The 15508-nt window shown below is 73.4% G+C and carries 17 protein-coding genes; 10 read left to right on the top strand and 7 right to left on the bottom strand.

What is annotated here, in order from left to right:
• Positions 1–189: 189 nt before the first annotated feature.
• Both DEJ31_RS12565 and DEJ31_RS12560 read right to left on the bottom strand, forming a co-directional pair.
• Entirely contained in the window at positions 190–897 is a 708-nt protein-coding gene (locus tag DEJ31_RS12565) for an endonuclease/exonuclease/phosphatase family protein (protein ID WP_258366296.1), read from the bottom strand.
• Positions 898–1108: 211 nt separating this feature from the next.
• Positions 1109–2548 (bottom strand): MFS transporter, encoded by a 1440-nt coding sequence (locus tag DEJ31_RS12560; RefSeq protein WP_110902558.1) that lies wholly within the window; start codon positions 2546–2548, stop codon positions 1109–1111.
• 174 nt (positions 2549–2722) lie between these two features.
• Between DEJ31_RS12560 and DEJ31_RS12555 the strand changes: the two genes are divergently transcribed.
• A complete protein-coding gene (locus DEJ31_RS12555) occupies positions 2723–3964 on the top strand; it encodes a hypothetical protein (protein ID WP_111122025.1) in 1242 nt (413 codons plus the stop codon).
• A 76-nt stretch (positions 3965–4040) separates the two neighbouring features.
• Here the strand turns inward: DEJ31_RS12555 and DEJ31_RS12550 are convergent, their stop codons facing one another.
• From DEJ31_RS12550 to DEJ31_RS12540, 3 genes are all read right to left on the bottom strand, one after another.
• Entirely contained in the window at positions 4041–4532 is a 492-nt protein-coding gene (locus tag DEJ31_RS12550) for a pyridoxamine 5'-phosphate oxidase family protein (RefSeq protein WP_110902556.1), read from the bottom strand.
• Between the two features lie 119 nt (positions 4533–4651).
• Complete coding sequence (locus tag DEJ31_RS12545) at positions 4652–5278, bottom strand: hypothetical protein (protein WP_111044426.1); 627 nt, start codon at positions 5276–5278, stop codon at positions 4652–4654.
• A 204-nt stretch (positions 5279–5482) separates the two neighbouring features.
• Positions 5483–6592, bottom strand: a complete 1110-nt coding sequence (locus tag DEJ31_RS12540; RefSeq protein WP_111044427.1) for an LLM class flavin-dependent oxidoreductase — start codon at positions 6590–6592, stop codon at positions 5483–5485.
• Positions 6593–6693: 101 nt separating this feature from the next.
• Between DEJ31_RS12540 and DEJ31_RS12535 the strand changes: the two genes are divergently transcribed.
• Complete coding sequence (locus DEJ31_RS12535) at positions 6694–7611, top strand: SDR family oxidoreductase (protein WP_111122024.1); 918 nt, start codon at positions 6694–6696, stop codon at positions 7609–7611.
• Positions 7612–7691: 80 nt separating this feature from the next.
• Here the strand turns inward: DEJ31_RS12535 and DEJ31_RS12530 are convergent, their stop codons facing one another.
• Complete coding sequence (locus tag DEJ31_RS12530; protein WP_111122023.1) at positions 7692–8459, bottom strand: NRDE family protein; 768 nt, start codon at positions 8457–8459, stop codon at positions 7692–7694.
• A 74-nt stretch (positions 8460–8533) separates the two neighbouring features.
• On the opposite strand from DEJ31_RS12530, the gene DEJ31_RS12525 reads away from it, so the two are divergent.
• The 8 genes from DEJ31_RS12525 (at position 8534) to DEJ31_RS12490 (ending at position 15002) form a co-directional block, all read left to right on the top strand.
• Positions 8534–9835 carry a phosphopantothenate--cysteine ligase family flavoprotein gene (locus DEJ31_RS12525; RefSeq protein WP_111122059.1) on the top strand — a complete coding sequence of 434 codons (1302 nt, stop codon included), beginning with the start codon at positions 8534–8536 and terminating at the stop codon, positions 9833–9835.
• A 65-nt stretch (positions 9836–9900) separates the two neighbouring features.
• A complete protein-coding gene (locus DEJ31_RS12520) occupies positions 9901–10302 on the top strand; it encodes a hypothetical protein (RefSeq protein WP_111122022.1) in 402 nt (133 codons plus the stop codon).
• Positions 10299–11126, top strand: a complete 828-nt coding sequence (locus DEJ31_RS12515; RefSeq protein WP_111122021.1) for a DUF2071 domain-containing protein — start codon at positions 10299–10301, stop codon at positions 11124–11126. Before DEJ31_RS12520 ends, DEJ31_RS12515 begins: the two co-directional genes overlap by 4 nt.
• Positions 11123–11560 (top strand): DUF1810 domain-containing protein, encoded by a 438-nt coding sequence (locus DEJ31_RS12510; RefSeq protein WP_111122020.1) that lies wholly within the window; start codon positions 11123–11125, stop codon positions 11558–11560. Before DEJ31_RS12515 ends, DEJ31_RS12510 begins: the two co-directional genes overlap by 4 nt.
• Before the next feature lie 112 nt (positions 11561–11672).
• Positions 11673–12323: a GntR family transcriptional regulator gene (locus tag DEJ31_RS12505; protein WP_111045232.1), complete on the top strand. Its 651-nt coding sequence runs from the start codon at positions 11673–11675 to the stop codon at positions 12321–12323.
• Positions 12324–12510: 187 nt separating this feature from the next.
• Complete coding sequence (locus DEJ31_RS12500) at positions 12511–12966, top strand: MarR family winged helix-turn-helix transcriptional regulator (RefSeq protein WP_110902753.1); 456 nt, start codon at positions 12511–12513, stop codon at positions 12964–12966.
• A gap of 363 nt (positions 12967–13329) precedes the next feature.
• Entirely contained in the window at positions 13330–14214 is an 885-nt protein-coding gene (locus DEJ31_RS17255) for a phospholipase (protein WP_181421467.1), read from the top strand.
• A gap of 152 nt (positions 14215–14366) precedes the next feature.
• On the top strand, positions 14367–15002 hold the full coding sequence (locus DEJ31_RS12490; protein WP_110902548.1) for an MOSC domain-containing protein: 636 nt from the start codon (positions 14367–14369) through the stop codon (positions 15000–15002).
• 59 nt (positions 15003–15061) lie between these two features.
• On the opposite strand, the gene DEJ31_RS12485 is transcribed toward DEJ31_RS12490, so the two are convergent.
• Entirely contained in the window at positions 15062–15445 is a 384-nt protein-coding gene (locus DEJ31_RS12485) for an MmcQ/YjbR family DNA-binding protein (RefSeq protein ID WP_110902547.1), read from the bottom strand.
• Positions 15446–15508: the final 63 nt, after the last annotated feature.

The raw sequence follows: 15508 nt of genomic DNA, 5'->3' as shown, positions 1-15508 counted from the left end.
CCCGGGCGTGGCGCGTCCGCCCGCGTCGGCCGCCGGGGTCGCACGATCTGCCGCCGGATCGCTCCCCGGGCGGCAGATCGTGCGACCCCGGCGGAACGCCGACGGCACGTCGTGCGACCTCGCCGAACCGACACCGGCCGGGAGGCACGCGACCAGGCCGCCACGCGACTGCCCGCAGACGCCGAGCGGTCAGGCGACGGCGGACGCCGTCCCGGCAGCAGAGGCGGGCACGTCGTAGTCGGCGCGCACGAGGATCGGGCGGTGGTCGGAGATGCCCGCGGGCAGGGTCTCGACGCCGGCGATGTGCAGCCCGACGCTCGTGGCGAAGTCGAAGTGCCCGGTGAACTTGCGGTAGCGCAGGTACGTCGGCTGGTCCGAGAGCGACAGCGCGAAGCCGGACTCCTCGATCTTCCGGCGCAGGTTCGTCTGGAACCACGGGTAGTTGAAGTCGCCGACCATGATCGCCGGGGCCTCGCTCGACAGGTCGCGGACGAAGTCGTGCGCGGCCTCGATCTGCTTGCGGCGCAGGGAGTTCGTCGCGGTCAGGGGCGAGGCGTGGAACGACGCGACGATGACCTCGGCCTCGGCCTCCTTGTCGTACAGGTGCATGGCGATCAGTCGCTCGTGCGCGGGCGAGAGGACCCGGTCGTGCAGGGACTTCTGCAGCGAGTGGATGCCGAGGTCCTGCACGTCGAAGCGGTCGTCGCGCTTGTAGATGGCGAGACCGAGACGGTTCGCCTGGGTCGACGCGGCGAGGGTCAGCCCACCGACTGAGGTGGCGAGGTCGGTGCTGTCGCACTCCTGGACGCAGAGCACATCGGCCTGCGAGGCCTCGGCCAGGGCGGCGAGCTCGCTGTTCGCGGTGTGCTCACGGAGGTTGTAGCTCACGACACGCAAGGACCTCTGCCCGACTGCGGTGGTCGGTTCGGTCGATCCCTGCTCGTGTGGCGCCGCCATGCTGCCTTCCGTCCTGGGCCCTGAACGGCCCGCTCTCCTGCCGCGGTCACGGTACTCGGGCATCGCAGCAGGTTGCTGAGACTGTAGCGCGCTGCGCATCCCGGACACGTGACCTGCGGGTGCACGCCCGGTGACGAGCCGTGACGCCTGCTCAGCCCCGCGGAACGCCCGACGACCCGGTTCGCAGACGCCGCGACGGCCGCACCGTCTCCCCGGCGGTCCGGCTCATCAGGAACCCCTCGACGCAGGCGACGACCAGCAGCACCGCGATCACGACGAACGCGACCGCGTAGGGCCCGGAGCCGGCGAGTCCCTCCCCGCCGACCCCGGCGGCGGCCCGGAGCACGACGGCGACGACGGCGACGCCGAACCCGGCCGCGGTCTGCTGCAGCGTCGAGGACAGCGTGTTCGCCGCCGTCATGTCGGGCTGCTCGACGTCGGCGAACGCGATGGTGTTGTACGCGGTGAACCCGACCGAGCGTGCGGCTCCGCTGACGACCAGGAGCACGACGAGCAGCCAGAACGGGGTCGTCGGCGTGAGGAACACCATCGCCACGACGGACAGCGCGGCGACGGCCGAGGACACCACGATCACCGGCCGGTACCCCCACCAGCGGAGGAACGGCGTGGTCGCGGGCTTGATGCCGAGGTTCCCGACGAAGACCCAGAGCACGGCGGACCCGGCCTCGAGCGCGGTCCACCCCCAGGCGTCCTGGAACAGCAGCGGCAGCACGAACGGCACGGCGGACACGGCCAGGCGGAACAGGCTGCCGCCGGCGTGGGACACCCGGAAGGTCTCGAGCCGGAACGCGCCGAGCCCCATGATCGGGTGTGCGGCTCGGAGGAAGTGCCGGATCGCGAGCCAGGTGCAGAGCGCCCCGACGACGCCCGCGAGCACGGTCGGCACGACGGGCACGGTCTCGAGCGCGAGCAGCGACGCCATGACGACGAGCGTCCCCAGCCCCAGGCACGCCAGCAGCGACCCGAGCCAGTCGAACGGCACCCGCTCCGGCGCCCGCTCCTGCGGCACGATCAGGAGCGCCGCGACGACGGCGACCACCCCGAGCGGGATGTTGACGAGGAAGATCCAGTGCCAGGACAACGTGTCGACGAGCACCCCGCCGAGGAAGGGCGCGATGATCGGCGCCGCGAGCGCGGGCCAGGTCAGGATCGCGATCGCCGTGACGAGCTGGTCCCGACCGGCGCTCCTGAGCACCACGAGCCTCCCGACCGGCACCATGAGCGCGCCGCCGAGCCCCTGCAGGATCCGCCAGAGCGTGAGCTCGACGAGTCCGGTGGCGGCGGCGCAGAGCGCGGACGCGACCGTGAAGAGCGCGATGGCGCCGACGAAGACGGTCCGTGAGCCGACGCGGTCGGTGATCCATCCGCTGACCGGGATGAACACCGCGAGGGTGACCAGGTACGCGGTGATCGCGACGCCGACCGCTGCGGAGTCGACCCCCAGGTCGCGCCCCATGGCCGGGGCCGCGGTGGCCAGGATCGTGCCGTCCAGGAGCTCCATGAAGAAGGTGCCGGCCACGAGCACGGCGACCGCCGTGCTGCTCGTCCGTCGTGCTGTCGTCGTCGTCATCGCCTGGCATGCTAGTCCGGCTCGCGTCCCGGCTCGCGTTCCGGCCGACGCCGTCGGGAGGCCCGGATCACGCGCTCTGGACACCCGCACCGTCGCGCGTCCCTCCTCTCCAGGGATCGCCGACTACCGTGGCCTCGTGCAGTCTGCCGTACCCGACCTCCGCGGACCGCGCGCGTGAGCCGCCCGGACGGTGTCCTGACGGGCTCGGTCGCCGCGGGCCGCCGCCGCGTGGTCGACACGGTCGTCAGCATGCCGGCGTGGGCGGCCGTCCTGCTCCTCTGGGCCGTGGGACGTCTGCTGTCGACGATGTGGCTGATGGTCGCCTACCCCCTGATGGGCCGGGTCCAGCCCGACAACGCGCTCTGGGGCAACGACCACGGGTTCACGGCGTTCCTGACCTCATGGGACGGCCAGTACTACGAGGCGATCTCACTGCACGGGTACCCATCGGTGCTGCCGCTCGACGCCACCGGTCACGTCGCCCAGAACGCGTGGGCGTTCCTGCCGGCGTTCCCCTTCACGATCCGCCTGCTGACGGTCTCCACAGGTCTGCCGTTCACGATCGGCGGCCCGGCGGTCGCGATCATCGCCGGACTCATCGCGGCGTTCCTGCTCCACCGACTCGTCCAGGACCACGCGGGCGACACGGCGGCGCTGTGGGCGGTCTTCTTCTTCACCTGCGGTCCGCTGTCGTTCCTGCTGCAGGTCGGGTACGCCGAGACCGCGTTCCTCGCGCTGACCTTCGGGGCGCTGCTGGCGATGGAACGACGACGGTACGGCTTGCTCACGGTGCTCGGGATCGTCGCCTCGTTCACACGTCCGGGTGCGCTCGCCATCCCCCTGACCCTCGGCGTCATCGCGCTCGTCCGGTACGTCGGGGCCCGTCGCTCCGGCGCCCGCAGCCTCGACGAGTTCCCCGTCCGCGAGCGGGTCCAGGTCGTGGTCGCCGGACTCGTGATGGCCGCCGCCGGAGCCGCGTGGCCGGTCATCGCAGGCTGGGCCACCGGTCGCCCCGACGCCTACCTGGCGACCGAGATGTCCTGGTGGGTGAACTTCATCGGCCGGGTGCACTTCGTCCCGCTGTCGCCGTGGTTCCTGACCACCGCGAAGTGGCTCGGTGTGGGCGGTGTGCTCATGGTCGTCGTGCTGCTCGTGCTCTACCCGATGTGGTTGGCGCGCCGGTCGACCCGGAAGCTCGGGACGACCACGCTCGTGTTCGCCGCCGGGTACGCGCTCTACGTGTTCGCCGTGTCGCTGCCGATGGCGTCGACCCCGCGGCTGCTCATGCCGCTCGCGCCGCTGATGGGCTCGCCGGAACTCGTCGCCAAGCCGGCGATGCGCTCGACCCTCGTCGCCGGGGCACTGGTCCTGCAGCCGGTGTTCGTCGCGGTGCTCTGGCTGCTCGGGCCACCCTGACGGTACCCGGAGCGCTGGCACACGCACACGCACGCGCACCCGCCCGGGCCGGCGCGGCCCGGGCGGGTGCGCGCGGCTAGACCTCGAGCGTGCCGTGGCTGCCGACGTCCGGCTGGGACTGGTGCCCGAGCGCGGCCTTGAGGGTCTGCACGAGCGACCCGACCGGGCCGGTGTCCTGCGTCCAGTACTCGACCGAGACGCCCTCGACGGTGAGCAGCCGGATCGACGGGTCGTCGCGTCCCTCGGGGAACCACGCCTCGGCGAACGGCGACCACAGTTCGTCGACGACCGCCCGGTCCTCGGTGACGGTGGCCGTGCCGGCGATGGACAGGTAGCCGCCCTGGGACTCGATCGCGACGTTCACGTGCGGGTTCCGGGCGATGTCCTCGACCTTCTCGCTGCCGTCCTGCACCAGGAAGCGCAGGCTGCCGTGGAAGGACTTGTCCTGCACGGCGAGAGGCCTGGCGTGCAGCTGCCCGTCCTCGCTCACCGTCGTGAGGAGCGCCGTGCGGGCACCGTGGACGATGTCCGAGATGGCGGCACGGTGGTCGGTCTGGGTGTCGGTCATGATGCTCCTTTGCGTCGTGCGCCCCGTCCTCGCTGACACGTCAGCCGGGCGTCGGGCGCGAACCGTTCCGACCAGTGTGCCCCCGTTCACTGGACGCGCGCGAGGGGCCTGTCCGTGCCTCAGGCGCGCTCGCGGATCGTGGTCTCGACGTCGACGACCTGTGGGATCCGCGGCAATGAGGCGAACCCGAACCGCACGGGCGGGTCGAGCGGCGCGAGGTCGCCGAGCGCCTCCCCCGCCCAGGTGCCGCGGACGCCGACGACGTCGTGTGCCCCGGTGACCCCGTAGTACTCGCGTCGGCCGTTGCCGGCGGTGCCGGCGGTCCCGGCCCCCGGGGCGACGAGCTTCGCGACCGGGTCGATCACGGTCAGCCAGCGAGGGTCGCGGGCGATGCGCTTCGGGACGATCCGCAGGACCCTGCCGAGGGGGGAGATCGCGCCGACGTCGACCGAGGCGACGAGCGGGCCGGCGTCGAGCTCCAGGCCGCGGGCGGTGCGGCGGGCGTCGATGTCGACCACGGACACGGCGTCGAAGCGGTACGTGCCGGAGACGTAGGCGGCGACGATCTCGTCCGGGGCCAGCAGGACGCTCGAGCCGTCGGGCAGCTCCACGAAGACGTCGGTGAAGGCGCCGAACGGTGACGACTCCCACATGCCGACCACGAACCGGACGCCGGAGGTGCTCCCGGCGCCGAGGATCCGCCCGCGGAACCGTCGTTCGGTGGTCTCGTTGCTGCTCGGCGACATGCGCCCGACGCTACCCGCGTCGTCCCGGGAGCCGCCGGGCGGGCTTGCACCGGGCCTCCCGGCCGCCGGGACGCGGCCCGGCGACCGGATGCGGGGCACCGGTGTTCGTCCGTCGCGCCGCGTGATGACGCGGCGTGACGGACGAACACCGGTGTGGCGCGAACCCGAACGGCGTCGGCAGGCCGGGCCGGACGGGAGGCGCGCTCAGGGCACCGGGACCGGCTCGGCCAGCAGCTCGCGGACCCGCGGCGCGACGCGCGTGCCGTAGAGCTCGATCGACCGCAACATGTCGGCGTGCGGGAGGCGTCCGGTGGCGTACCGCATGTCGAACCGCGAGACCCCGAGGATCCGCATATTGCGCGCGATCTTCCGCGCGACGGTCTCCGGCGACCCGACGTACAGCGACCCGCCGGCGGACAGCCCGGCGCGGTAGCCGGCCTGGTCGAGCGGCGGCCAGCCACGCTCCCGGCCCAGCTGGTCGGTGACGGCCTTGTGGAAGGGCCAGTAGCGCTCGGCCGCTTCCTCGTCGGTCTCGGCGATGAAGCCCGGCGAGTGCATGGCGATCGGCTGCTGCGGGAGTTCGAGCTGGTCGAGCGCCTGGCGGTAGAGCCGCGCGAAGGGGGCGAACTGCGCGGGCTGCCCGCCGATGATCGCGAGGAACAGTGGCATGCCGTAGGACGCCGCCCGGATCACCGACTGCGGGGAGCCGCCGACGCCGATCCAGGTCGGGATCGGGCCGTGCTCGAGCTTCGGGAAGACGTCCTGCTCGACGAGCGAGGCACGCTTGGTGCCCTGCCAGGTGACGGTGTCGCCCCCGCGGAGGGCGCTCCAGAGTTGGAGCTTCTCCTCGAACAGGACCTCGTAGTCGTGCAGATCGAAGCCGAACAGCGGGAAGGACTCGGTGAAGGACCCGCGGCCCAGGATGACCTCGGCGCGCCCGTCCGAGATCGCGTCGACGGTGGCGAAGCGCTCGTACACGCGGACGGGGTCGTCGGAGGAGAGCACCGTGACGGCGCTGCCGAGTCGGATGCGCTCGGTGCGGGCGGCGATCGCGGCGAGGACGACCTCGGGGGCGCTCACGGAGTAGTCGGCGCGGTGGTGCTCCCCGACGCCGATGAAGTCGATGCCGACCTGGTCGGCGAGGACGGCTTCGTCGAGCAGGTCGCGGAGGGTCTGGGCGTGGGTCTGCACGCCCCCGTCCGCGGACTGGGTGACATCGCCGAAGGTGTCGAGGCCGAGCTGCACGGGGCCGATGCGGTCCGGTGCCGGGGGCGGCACGTCCGAGGGTCGGTCGGTGCCGAAGGCGTTGCTCATGGGACCCTCCCGGATCTCGCAGTCGATCAATGCGAACGCATGAAAACTAGCACGATCCGCCCGCCCCCGCACCCCCAGCACGGCTGTGTACGGTCCGACGCATGGTGCAGCCCTCGGACCTCCCCGACCAGACCGGCCGACGCATCGTCGTCACCGGGTCGAACAGCGGCACCGGCAAGGAGACCGCCCGCAGGCTCGCAGGAGCCGGCGCGAGCGTCGTCATCGCCGTCCGCACGGCGTCCAAGGGCGAGGCCGCCGCCGCCGAGATCCGCCGCGAGCATCCCGACGCCGACCTCGAGGTCCGCGAACTCGACCTCGCCGACATGTCGAGCGTGCACCGCTTCGCCGACGGGATCATCGCCGACGACCGTCCGCTCGACGTGCTCGTCAACAACGCCGGCGTGATGGCGCCCCGGGAGCGCTTCGAGACCGCGGACGGCTTCGAGCTCCAGTTCGGGACGAACTACCTCGGCCCGTTCGCGCTGACGAACCTGCTGCTGCCCACCCTGCTGCGTGCCGATGCCCCCCGGGTCGCGACGATGTCGAGCATCGCCGCCGTGCCGGGCAGGATCCACTTCGGCGACCTGCAGTGGCAGACCGGCTACCAGCCGTGGCTCGCCTACGCCCAGTCGAAGCTCGCCGACCTGCTCCTCGGACTGCACCTGCACCAGGTGGCGGTCACCCGCGACTGGCACCTGTCCTCGACCATCGCGCACCCCGGCTACACCCGGACGAACCTGCAGTCGGCGGGTCGGTCGCTCGGCCGCGACCGCCCCGTGCAGTCGAGCGACCGGGCACTGCCGTTCACGCAGGACGTCGAGCAGGGCTCCGAGCCGCTGCTGTACGCGGCCGTCGGGCGGAACGCCGCCTCCGGGGCCTACTACGGGCCGGCCGGGGCGTTCGGTCTGACCGGCCCGACCACCCTCGCCTCGGTGCCCCGCTCAGCCCGTGGCGTCGACCTCGCCAGGTCCCTGTGGGCCGTGGCCGAGGACCTCACCGGCACGCGCCTGCCGGACTGACACGAGCGGGCCTCCCGACCGGTCGGCACGCGGCGGCCCAGCCGGGAGGCCCGTCCCGCCCCCGCCCCGCGACCCCCTGGTCAGTGGGCGGTGTCGAGCCGCAACTCCCCCGGCTCCGCGAGCCTGGTGTGCCGGAGCACCGTCCGCCCGGGTCCGACCGCCGCGGCCACGATCGACAGCGTCGCGAAGTGCCCCTCCGGCTCGACCGTGTCCCGGAGGATCGCGTCCCGGTCGTCCGGTGCCAGCGCGGTGGACCCGGCGAGCACCCCGAACCACGGCGCCCACCCGTCGTCCGGCGTGGTGCTGAGTTCATCGGCGGGTTCGGCGGCCGGCGGCCCGGTCGGAGCGGGCACCGCGCGGAAGGCGTCGAGCCACCGCCCGATCCGGGGTGCGGCCGGGTCGTCCGGCTCCCCGTGCGTGACCATGTGCACGCCCGGCCCGAGCGCCGTCGTCCGGACGGCGATGCCGTCCCAGGTGACGACCTCGGCGCCGTCGGCGGTGGCGCGGACCAGGTTGAACGCGCGGCTCGTCGGCCGCGCGCCGTCCGCGCCCGGGACGACTCCGTCCACGACCGCGTCCAGCGGCAGGGTCCCCCGGGTGGTCCAGGTGCCGTCGACGCCCGGGGTCGACTCCCACCGGTTGAGCACCACGGCCAGGCCGTTGCGGTCCGAGGCGGCCAGCCACGCGCCTCCCGCCTGCTGGTCCCGGACGCCGACGACGCCGGTGTCACGGTCCGGCCACCACGCGGCCGGCGGGTCCCACGGCCGGTCCGGGGACTCGTCCCGGAGCGCCAGGACGGTCACGGGCCACGCCGCGCCGGGATCGACACGGACGACGACGGTGCACATGGGGCCGATCCTGCCACCCGCACTCCGGGAACCGACCCGGCGGCCTGCGGAGCCGCCCGGGTAGCGTGAGCGCTGTGAACGACGCAGCCACGCAGCCCGCCCGTCCCCGCACCGTCGTCGTCGGCATCACCGGCGGGATCGCCGCCTACAAGGCCGTCGGCGTCGTCCGCGACCTGGTCAAGCGCGGCCACGACGTGCACGTCGTCCCCACCGAGGGCGCGCTGCGGTTCGTCGGCCTGCCCACCCTGGAGGCCCTCAGCCGCAACCCCGTCTCGACCAGCGTCTGGGACGACGTCGCCGAGGTCCGGCACGTCGCGCTCGGCCGTCGCGCCGACCTCGTCGTGATCGCGCCCGCCACCGCCGACAGCCTGGCCAAGATGGCCGCCGGGCTCGCCGGCGACCTGCTCGGCACCACCCTGCTGGCCACCGAAGCCCCTGTCGTCGTCGCCCCCGCCATGCACCCGCAGATGTGGGAGCACCCCGCGACCCGGGCGAACCTCGCCACCCTGCGCGCCCGCGGCGTGCACGTCGTCGGGCCGGTCGTCGGCGCGCTCACCGGGGACGACGCCGGCATCGGTCGGATGTCGGAGCCGGAGGACATCGTCGTCGCGGCACTCGCGGTGCTCGAGGCCGCCGAAGCGCCGGACCGCACCGGATCGCTCGACGCCACACCGGGCCTCCACACCGGCGCCCGAGGCGAGCAGGGCGACCTGGCCGGCGTCCGTGTCGTCGTCAGCGCCGGTGGCACCCGCGAACCCCTCGACCCGGTCCGCTTCGTCGGCAACCGGTCGAGCGGCCGGCAAGGGGTGGCGCTCGCCGCCGAGGCCGCCCGCCGCGGTGCCGTCGTCACCCTCGTCGCCGCGAACACCGACCCCGGCCTCACCGAGGGCTTGGCGGTCCGCATCGTCCGGGTCGGGTCCGCGCAGGAGCTCGCCGCCGCCATGCACGCCGAAGCACCCGAGGCGGACGTCCTGGTGATGACCGCAGCGGTCGCCGACTACCGACCGGCCGAGGTGCTCGAGTCGAAGCTCAAGAAGGAGCAGCAGGGCGACCGGATGACGCTCGAGCTGGTGAAGAACCCCGACGTCCTCGCCGAACTCGTCGCAGCACGCCGGGCCGGTCAGGTCGTCGTGGGCTTCGCGGCGGAGACCGAACCCGACCGCGAGGCGCGCCTCGAACTCGGCCGCGCCAAGATCGCCCGGAAGCCCGCCGACCTGCTCGTCGTGAACCACGTCGGCTGGTCGCACGGGTTCGAGCGCGAGGAGAACGCCATCGAGGTGCTCGTCCCCGGCGGCTCGGTCGTCCGCGAGACCTCGGGCACGAAGGCCGAGGTCGCCACGGCGGTGCTCGACCTGGTCGCGACCGCGCTGACCTGAGCGCACCTGCGCTCCCCTGGACCGGACCTGGGCGTGGACCGTGTGCGGTCGGGCACGATGGGGCGATGCGACGCCGGACCGAACGCGCACGACGTGCCAGGAGGACCGCCGGGGTCCTCGCTCTCCTCCTGGGCAGCGCCGGGGTGACCCACTTCCTCCGGCCCCGAGGTTACGACCGGATCGTCCCGGAGGCCCTGCCGCCCCGGACCACGACGCTCGTCTCGGGTCTCGCCGAGCTCGGCATCGCCGCCGGTCTCCTCGTCCCCGTGACCCGGCGACGCGCGGGCTGGGCGGCGGCCGCCCTCTTCCTCGCGGTGTTCCCCGCCAACGTGAAGATGGCGAGCGACCTGCTCGAGCACCCACGGGCCTCCCGGGCGGCACGCCTGATCGCGGTCCTCCGGCTGCCGCTGCAGGCGCCGCTCGTCGCGTCGGCGGTCCGCGTCGCCCGGAACGCCCCACGCCGATGACCGACGACGGCCAGGAGCCACCGGCCGGGCTCGGGGCCGGTGACGCCGATCCACGCACCCGTGCCACGGTCGCCCTCCGACACCGGGCGGTGACGGTGCACGCCTGGGACGACGTCGTCTTCGCGCACTGGCGGTGCGAGCCGGAGACGCTGGCCCGCCTGGTCCCCCGGGGCACGCGGCCGGACATCGTGGACGGCAGCGCCTGGGTGGGCCTCGTCTCGTACGTCTTCCGCGAGACGCAGGTGCCGCCGTTCCCGCCGTCGACCCGCCTCGGCTCGATGACGGAGGTCACGGTCGAGGTCCTCACCGTCGACGACGTCGGCCGACGCGGCATCGCCTACCTCACCGTGGACACCCCGAACGTGCCCGCGATCGTCGCCGCGCACGCGCTGCTCGGCGTCCCCTACACGTTCGCCTGGGCGCGCTCCCGTCGCCGCGGCGAGACCCTCGGGCACCGGTCGGTCCGCCACCCGGACCGGGTCCGGCACCCGATCCGCGCGGTCCGCCAGGCCCGTCGGACGGGAGGCGCGACCGGCCCCCGCCACGCCGCCTCGGTCCGCGTCGTGGCCGGCGAGGTCGACCGCTCAGCGCTGGCGGCGGACCTCACGACCCGCGCCGGGATCCACGCGCGACTGCTCGCGCAGACGCTGTACTGGCAGCGACAGCACGCGCCCCTCACGGTGCGGTCGGCCCGACTGGAGCGCCTGGAGGGTGACCTCCCCGATGCGGTGGGACTACCCGGACTGTTCGACCGCGAGCCCGACTCGCTCCTCGTGGTGGACGGCACCACGGTCCGGTACGCGTGGGGGGACGTGGTCCGGTGAACGACGCAGCACGTGACCCGTACGGTCTCGACCGGTTCGTGGCCGCGCAACGGGGTGTCCACGACACCGCCCTGGCCGAACTCGCGGCCGGGCGGAAGCGTTCCCACTGGATGTGGTTCGTCATGCCGCAGGTCGCCGGGCTCGGACGCAGTGCGACCGCGCAGCGGTACGCGGTGTCCGGGCTGGCCGAGGCGCGCGCGTACCTGGCGCACCCGGTGCTCGGACCGCGACTGCGCACGGTCGCGGTGACGGTGCTCGACGCGCCCGCGACCTCGGCCGAGGAGTTGTTCGGCGGGATCGACGCGGTGAAGGCCCGCTCGTCGATGACGCTCTTCGCCCGGGCGGCCGATGACCCGACGCCGTTCACCGCCGTGCTCGACCGGTGGTTCGCCGGGGCCGAGGACCCGGAGACGCTCCGCCTGCTCGGGCTCTGAGCGCACTGGGCTGCGAGGGCACCGGGCTCCGAGCGCGCTCGGCCCGGGCAACCGTCCGGTACCACATCAGGTACGGTGAGCGGGCACCCGTCCTGAACCCGGAAGGCCTCCCATGCCGGTCCCCAGCAGCGCCCCGACCGAGCACAAGCTGCTCCGCGACACCGTCCGTCAGAAGATCCACGAGGCGATCATGGACGGCACGCTCGAGCCCGGGGAACGCCTGAACGACGACGAGCTCATCGCCTGGCTCGGGGTCTCGCGGACGCCGATCCGCGAGGCACTGAGCCAGCTCGCGCGCGCCGGACTCATCGAGATGGCGCCGAACCGGTACACGCGGGTCACGACCCCCGACCCGGCCGAGGTGATCGAGGCCATGCAGACGCTGGGCGTGCTCTTCGGAGGCGTCGTCCGCCTGGCGGTCCCCCGACTCGGCACCGCGACACGCAAGCGGATCCTCGGAGCGCTCGACAAGACCATCACCGAGCTCGAGGCGCACGACGTCCCGGCCGTAAACCGCGACGCCCTCGGGGTGTTCGCCCTGTACGTCGCCGAGTGCGGCAACGAGAACCTGCGGCGGGTCTGCCAGGACACGATGGACGGCCTGGCGTTCCGACTGCGCCTGCCGAACCTGGACGAGCTCCTCGACTGGGACCAGATGACCGCGGACTTCCGACGCCTGCGGGCAGCCACCGCGGACGGCGACAACGTCGCGGCGGAACTCGCGACGGAGGCGATCCACCTACTCCCGGGCGAGAAGCGCTGACCCGGACTCGCGGGATGTCCTGAGCGTCCGTACAGGAAACGATCGCCGTCGGTCGGTCGGGGCGGGCGAGCGGTGTGCCGGGCATCGGGCGCCGCCGGCCGGGACCGCAGCCGTGTCCCCCGTTCGACGCGTGTTCCCCGACCGCTACGATCGTGCTCACCACCCGAACGACACCCGCGGAGCGACCATGACCGACCTCGACCCGGACCGCACCGAGGTCGCCGCCCGCCTCGCCGCGGCCGTCGGCCGGATCAACCGGCGCGCACGCACCGACTCGGCCTCGCTCGGCTACGGCATCGTCTCGGCCCTGGCGTCGATCGTGCAGCACGGTCCCCTCCGCCCCGGCGACCTGTCGCGGATCGAGGTCGTCACCAAGCCCACGATGACCCGGATCCTCACCGAGCTCGAACAGCGCGGGTTCATCGTCCGGGACCCGGACCCGCGTGACGGCCGGGCCTTCATGGTGAGCGCGACCCAGGCGGGCATGGACGCCGTCGACGCGGCCCGGTCGCAGCGCACCGGCATCGTGGCCGGGCTCATCGCCGAGCTGTCCCCCGACGACGTCGACTCCATCGCGCAGGCACTCGACGCCCTCGAGCGGGTCGCACAGAGCCCGACGAGCCAGGCGACCCCCACACGCTGATCACCACCGGCTCGTTACTGAACCGTTACCGAACCGTGGAGCGACGGTTCTGGGAGTGGACTCGGACGGGGCACCCAGGATCGCAGGTCATCGTTGCCGCTTCGCCCCCGCGAGTGACGTGATCGTCACCCGCTCGGAGGCGGAACGGACGGGCCCCACATCACCGTCCGGTCCTCCCCCGGCTCGCGGGTCCACGCGACGACGCCGCTGACAGCAGGTCCCCCCCTCCTGTCCTCCCGGAGCCCTCACCGTCCCCGCGACGGTCGACGGGCACCGGTGACCGGCGTGCGCACCACCCGTGCGCACGCCACGCCTCGACGCCCACACGGACACGCACCACGAGCCGGCCGACAAGCGGAAACGATGACGAGAACCACTCCCCGCACGAGCACCCCGGCCCCCGGCACCCGCCGCGCAGCCCTCGACACCCCGTCCCGCCGGATGCGCCGGACCCTCCGTCGGCACGGCGTCCTGATCGCCGGCAGCGCCGCGGTCGTCGCGATCGCCGGCGGCGCCCTCACCATCACGCAGCCCGCACTCGGCGAGGCGCTCGGTGTCCCCAGCGCCACCGCGACGCCCCACCTGTCCGGTACCGACCTCGACCGGGCCCAGGCCGCCGCCACGATCTCGACGGCACGCACGGTCGTCCGGGACGCGAACGAGGGGACCGACACCTCCCGGCTCGAACACCGGATCGCCTCGCTGTCCGACTACACCTCGCTCTCCGGCTCGGCGCTGACCGAACGGATCGCGTCGACCGTCGACACCACGCAGGACGTCGCCCAGGCGAGCGCCGACCAGGACCACGCCGACGCACAGGCCGCCGCCGCACGCGAGGCGGCCGCGAAGCGTGCCGCGGACGCGGCAGCAGCGGCGAAGGCCGCTGCTGAGCGGGCCGCGGCGGAGCGAGCAGCCGCCGAGGCCCAGGCTCGGGCGAACACCCCCGCCGGCGCGCGGGCGGCAGCCGCCGCGCTGGCGTCGTCGCAGTACGGCTGGGGATCCGACCAGTTCCAGTGCCTCGACAGCCTGTGGACCAAGGAGTCCGGCTGGGACTACCGCGCCGTCAACGCGAACGGTGGCGCGACCGGCATCCCGCAGGCACTCCCCGGCTCGAAGATGGCCTCGATCGCGGCGGACTGGCAGACGAACGCCGCCACCCAGGTCGCCTGGGGCCTGCAGTACATCGAGGGCTCCTACGGCACCCCGTGCAGTGCGTGGTCGCACTCGCAGGCGGTCAACTGGTACTGAGCCGGACCGGGTGCCGATGGATCCGAGCGTCGACGAGATCCGTCCGGCGTCGCTGCGGTTGCACGGTCCCCTCCTCCTGCTGACGGCGCAGATCGGCCTGCGTGTCGAGCTGCCAGGTGCACAGCGGGGCTGCCGTACGGCAGGGTGGACCCATGCCCGTCGTCACCGCCGTCTGCCGCGTCGAACAGCTGCACCGCGACTCCGGCACGATCGGCATCACCGCCATCGACAAACGCCCGGTCGACGGGCCGGTCCGCGTCCGCCCGCTCGGGCTGTACGCGGACGTGCAGGCGGACCGCAAGCACCACGGCGGCGAGGACCAGGCCGTCTACGTGTACGCCGACGAGGACGCCGCGTACTTCGCCGGACAGCTGGACCGACCGATCCCGCCCGGGCTGTTCGGCGAGAACCTCCGGACGACGGGCATCGACGTCACCGGCCTGGTCATCGGGGAGCGCCTGCGCATCGGCGACACCCTGGAACTCGAGGTCACGATCCCGCGGACCCCCTGCGGCACCTTCGCGCGCCGGATGCAGGTCGACAAGTGGGTCAAGCGCTTCGCCGAAGAGGGCCGTCCCGGCGCGTACTTCCGGGTCCGGCGCTCCGGTGCGGTCGCCGCGGGCAACGCGGTGACGGTGCTGGACCGCCCCGAGCACGGGGTCACGATCGGGCAGATGTTCGCCGGACTCACGGCGGAGCAGGCCACGGCGGTGCTCGCCTCGGGCGGCGGACTCGCGCCGAAGGTCGTCCGGGAGGCCCAGCTCGCCCTCCGGCGCGCAGCCGTCTGACCGCGGGGCCCGCGCTGGCCCGGCGGGTTCCGCGTCGGCCTGGCGGTCCGGCGCGCGCGTCAGGCCGGTCCGGCGCCACGGCCCGGGTCGTACGGGCGGCGGGCACGCGGCAGGCCGGCGACGACGAGGTCCCAGGCGTTCGCGACGAGGTCCTCGACCATCTGCTCGTCGATCCCCTCCCCCGGCGACAGCGTGATCCAGTGCCGCTTGTCCATGTGCCAGCCCGGGGTGATCTCCGGGTGGTCCCGCACCAGCGCGGCACCGTGGGGTGGGGCGCACTTGAGGTTCACGATCGCCACACCACGGAGCTCCGCGTTCATCGCGAACATCTTGTCGACCACCTTGTAGACGTCGGTCCCCTCGCCGAACGGCTGCGTCTCGGTCACGGCCGGCAGCGCCATCGCGGTCCGCGCGACGATCGTGTGCAGGGTGGTCCCGTCCATCGCACCAGGATGCCCGTTCCTGCCTCGTTGTGGGGGTGAAGTTCCCTCAAGGATCGGCAGTAC

The sequence above is a fragment of the Curtobacterium sp. MCPF17_031 genome (assembly GCF_003234035.1).
Classification (GTDB): Bacteria; Actinomycetota; Actinomycetes; order Actinomycetales; family Microbacteriaceae; genus Curtobacterium.
Note: the sequence above shows the minus strand (reverse complement) of the source record. Positions and strands in the feature narration are given on the sequence as shown.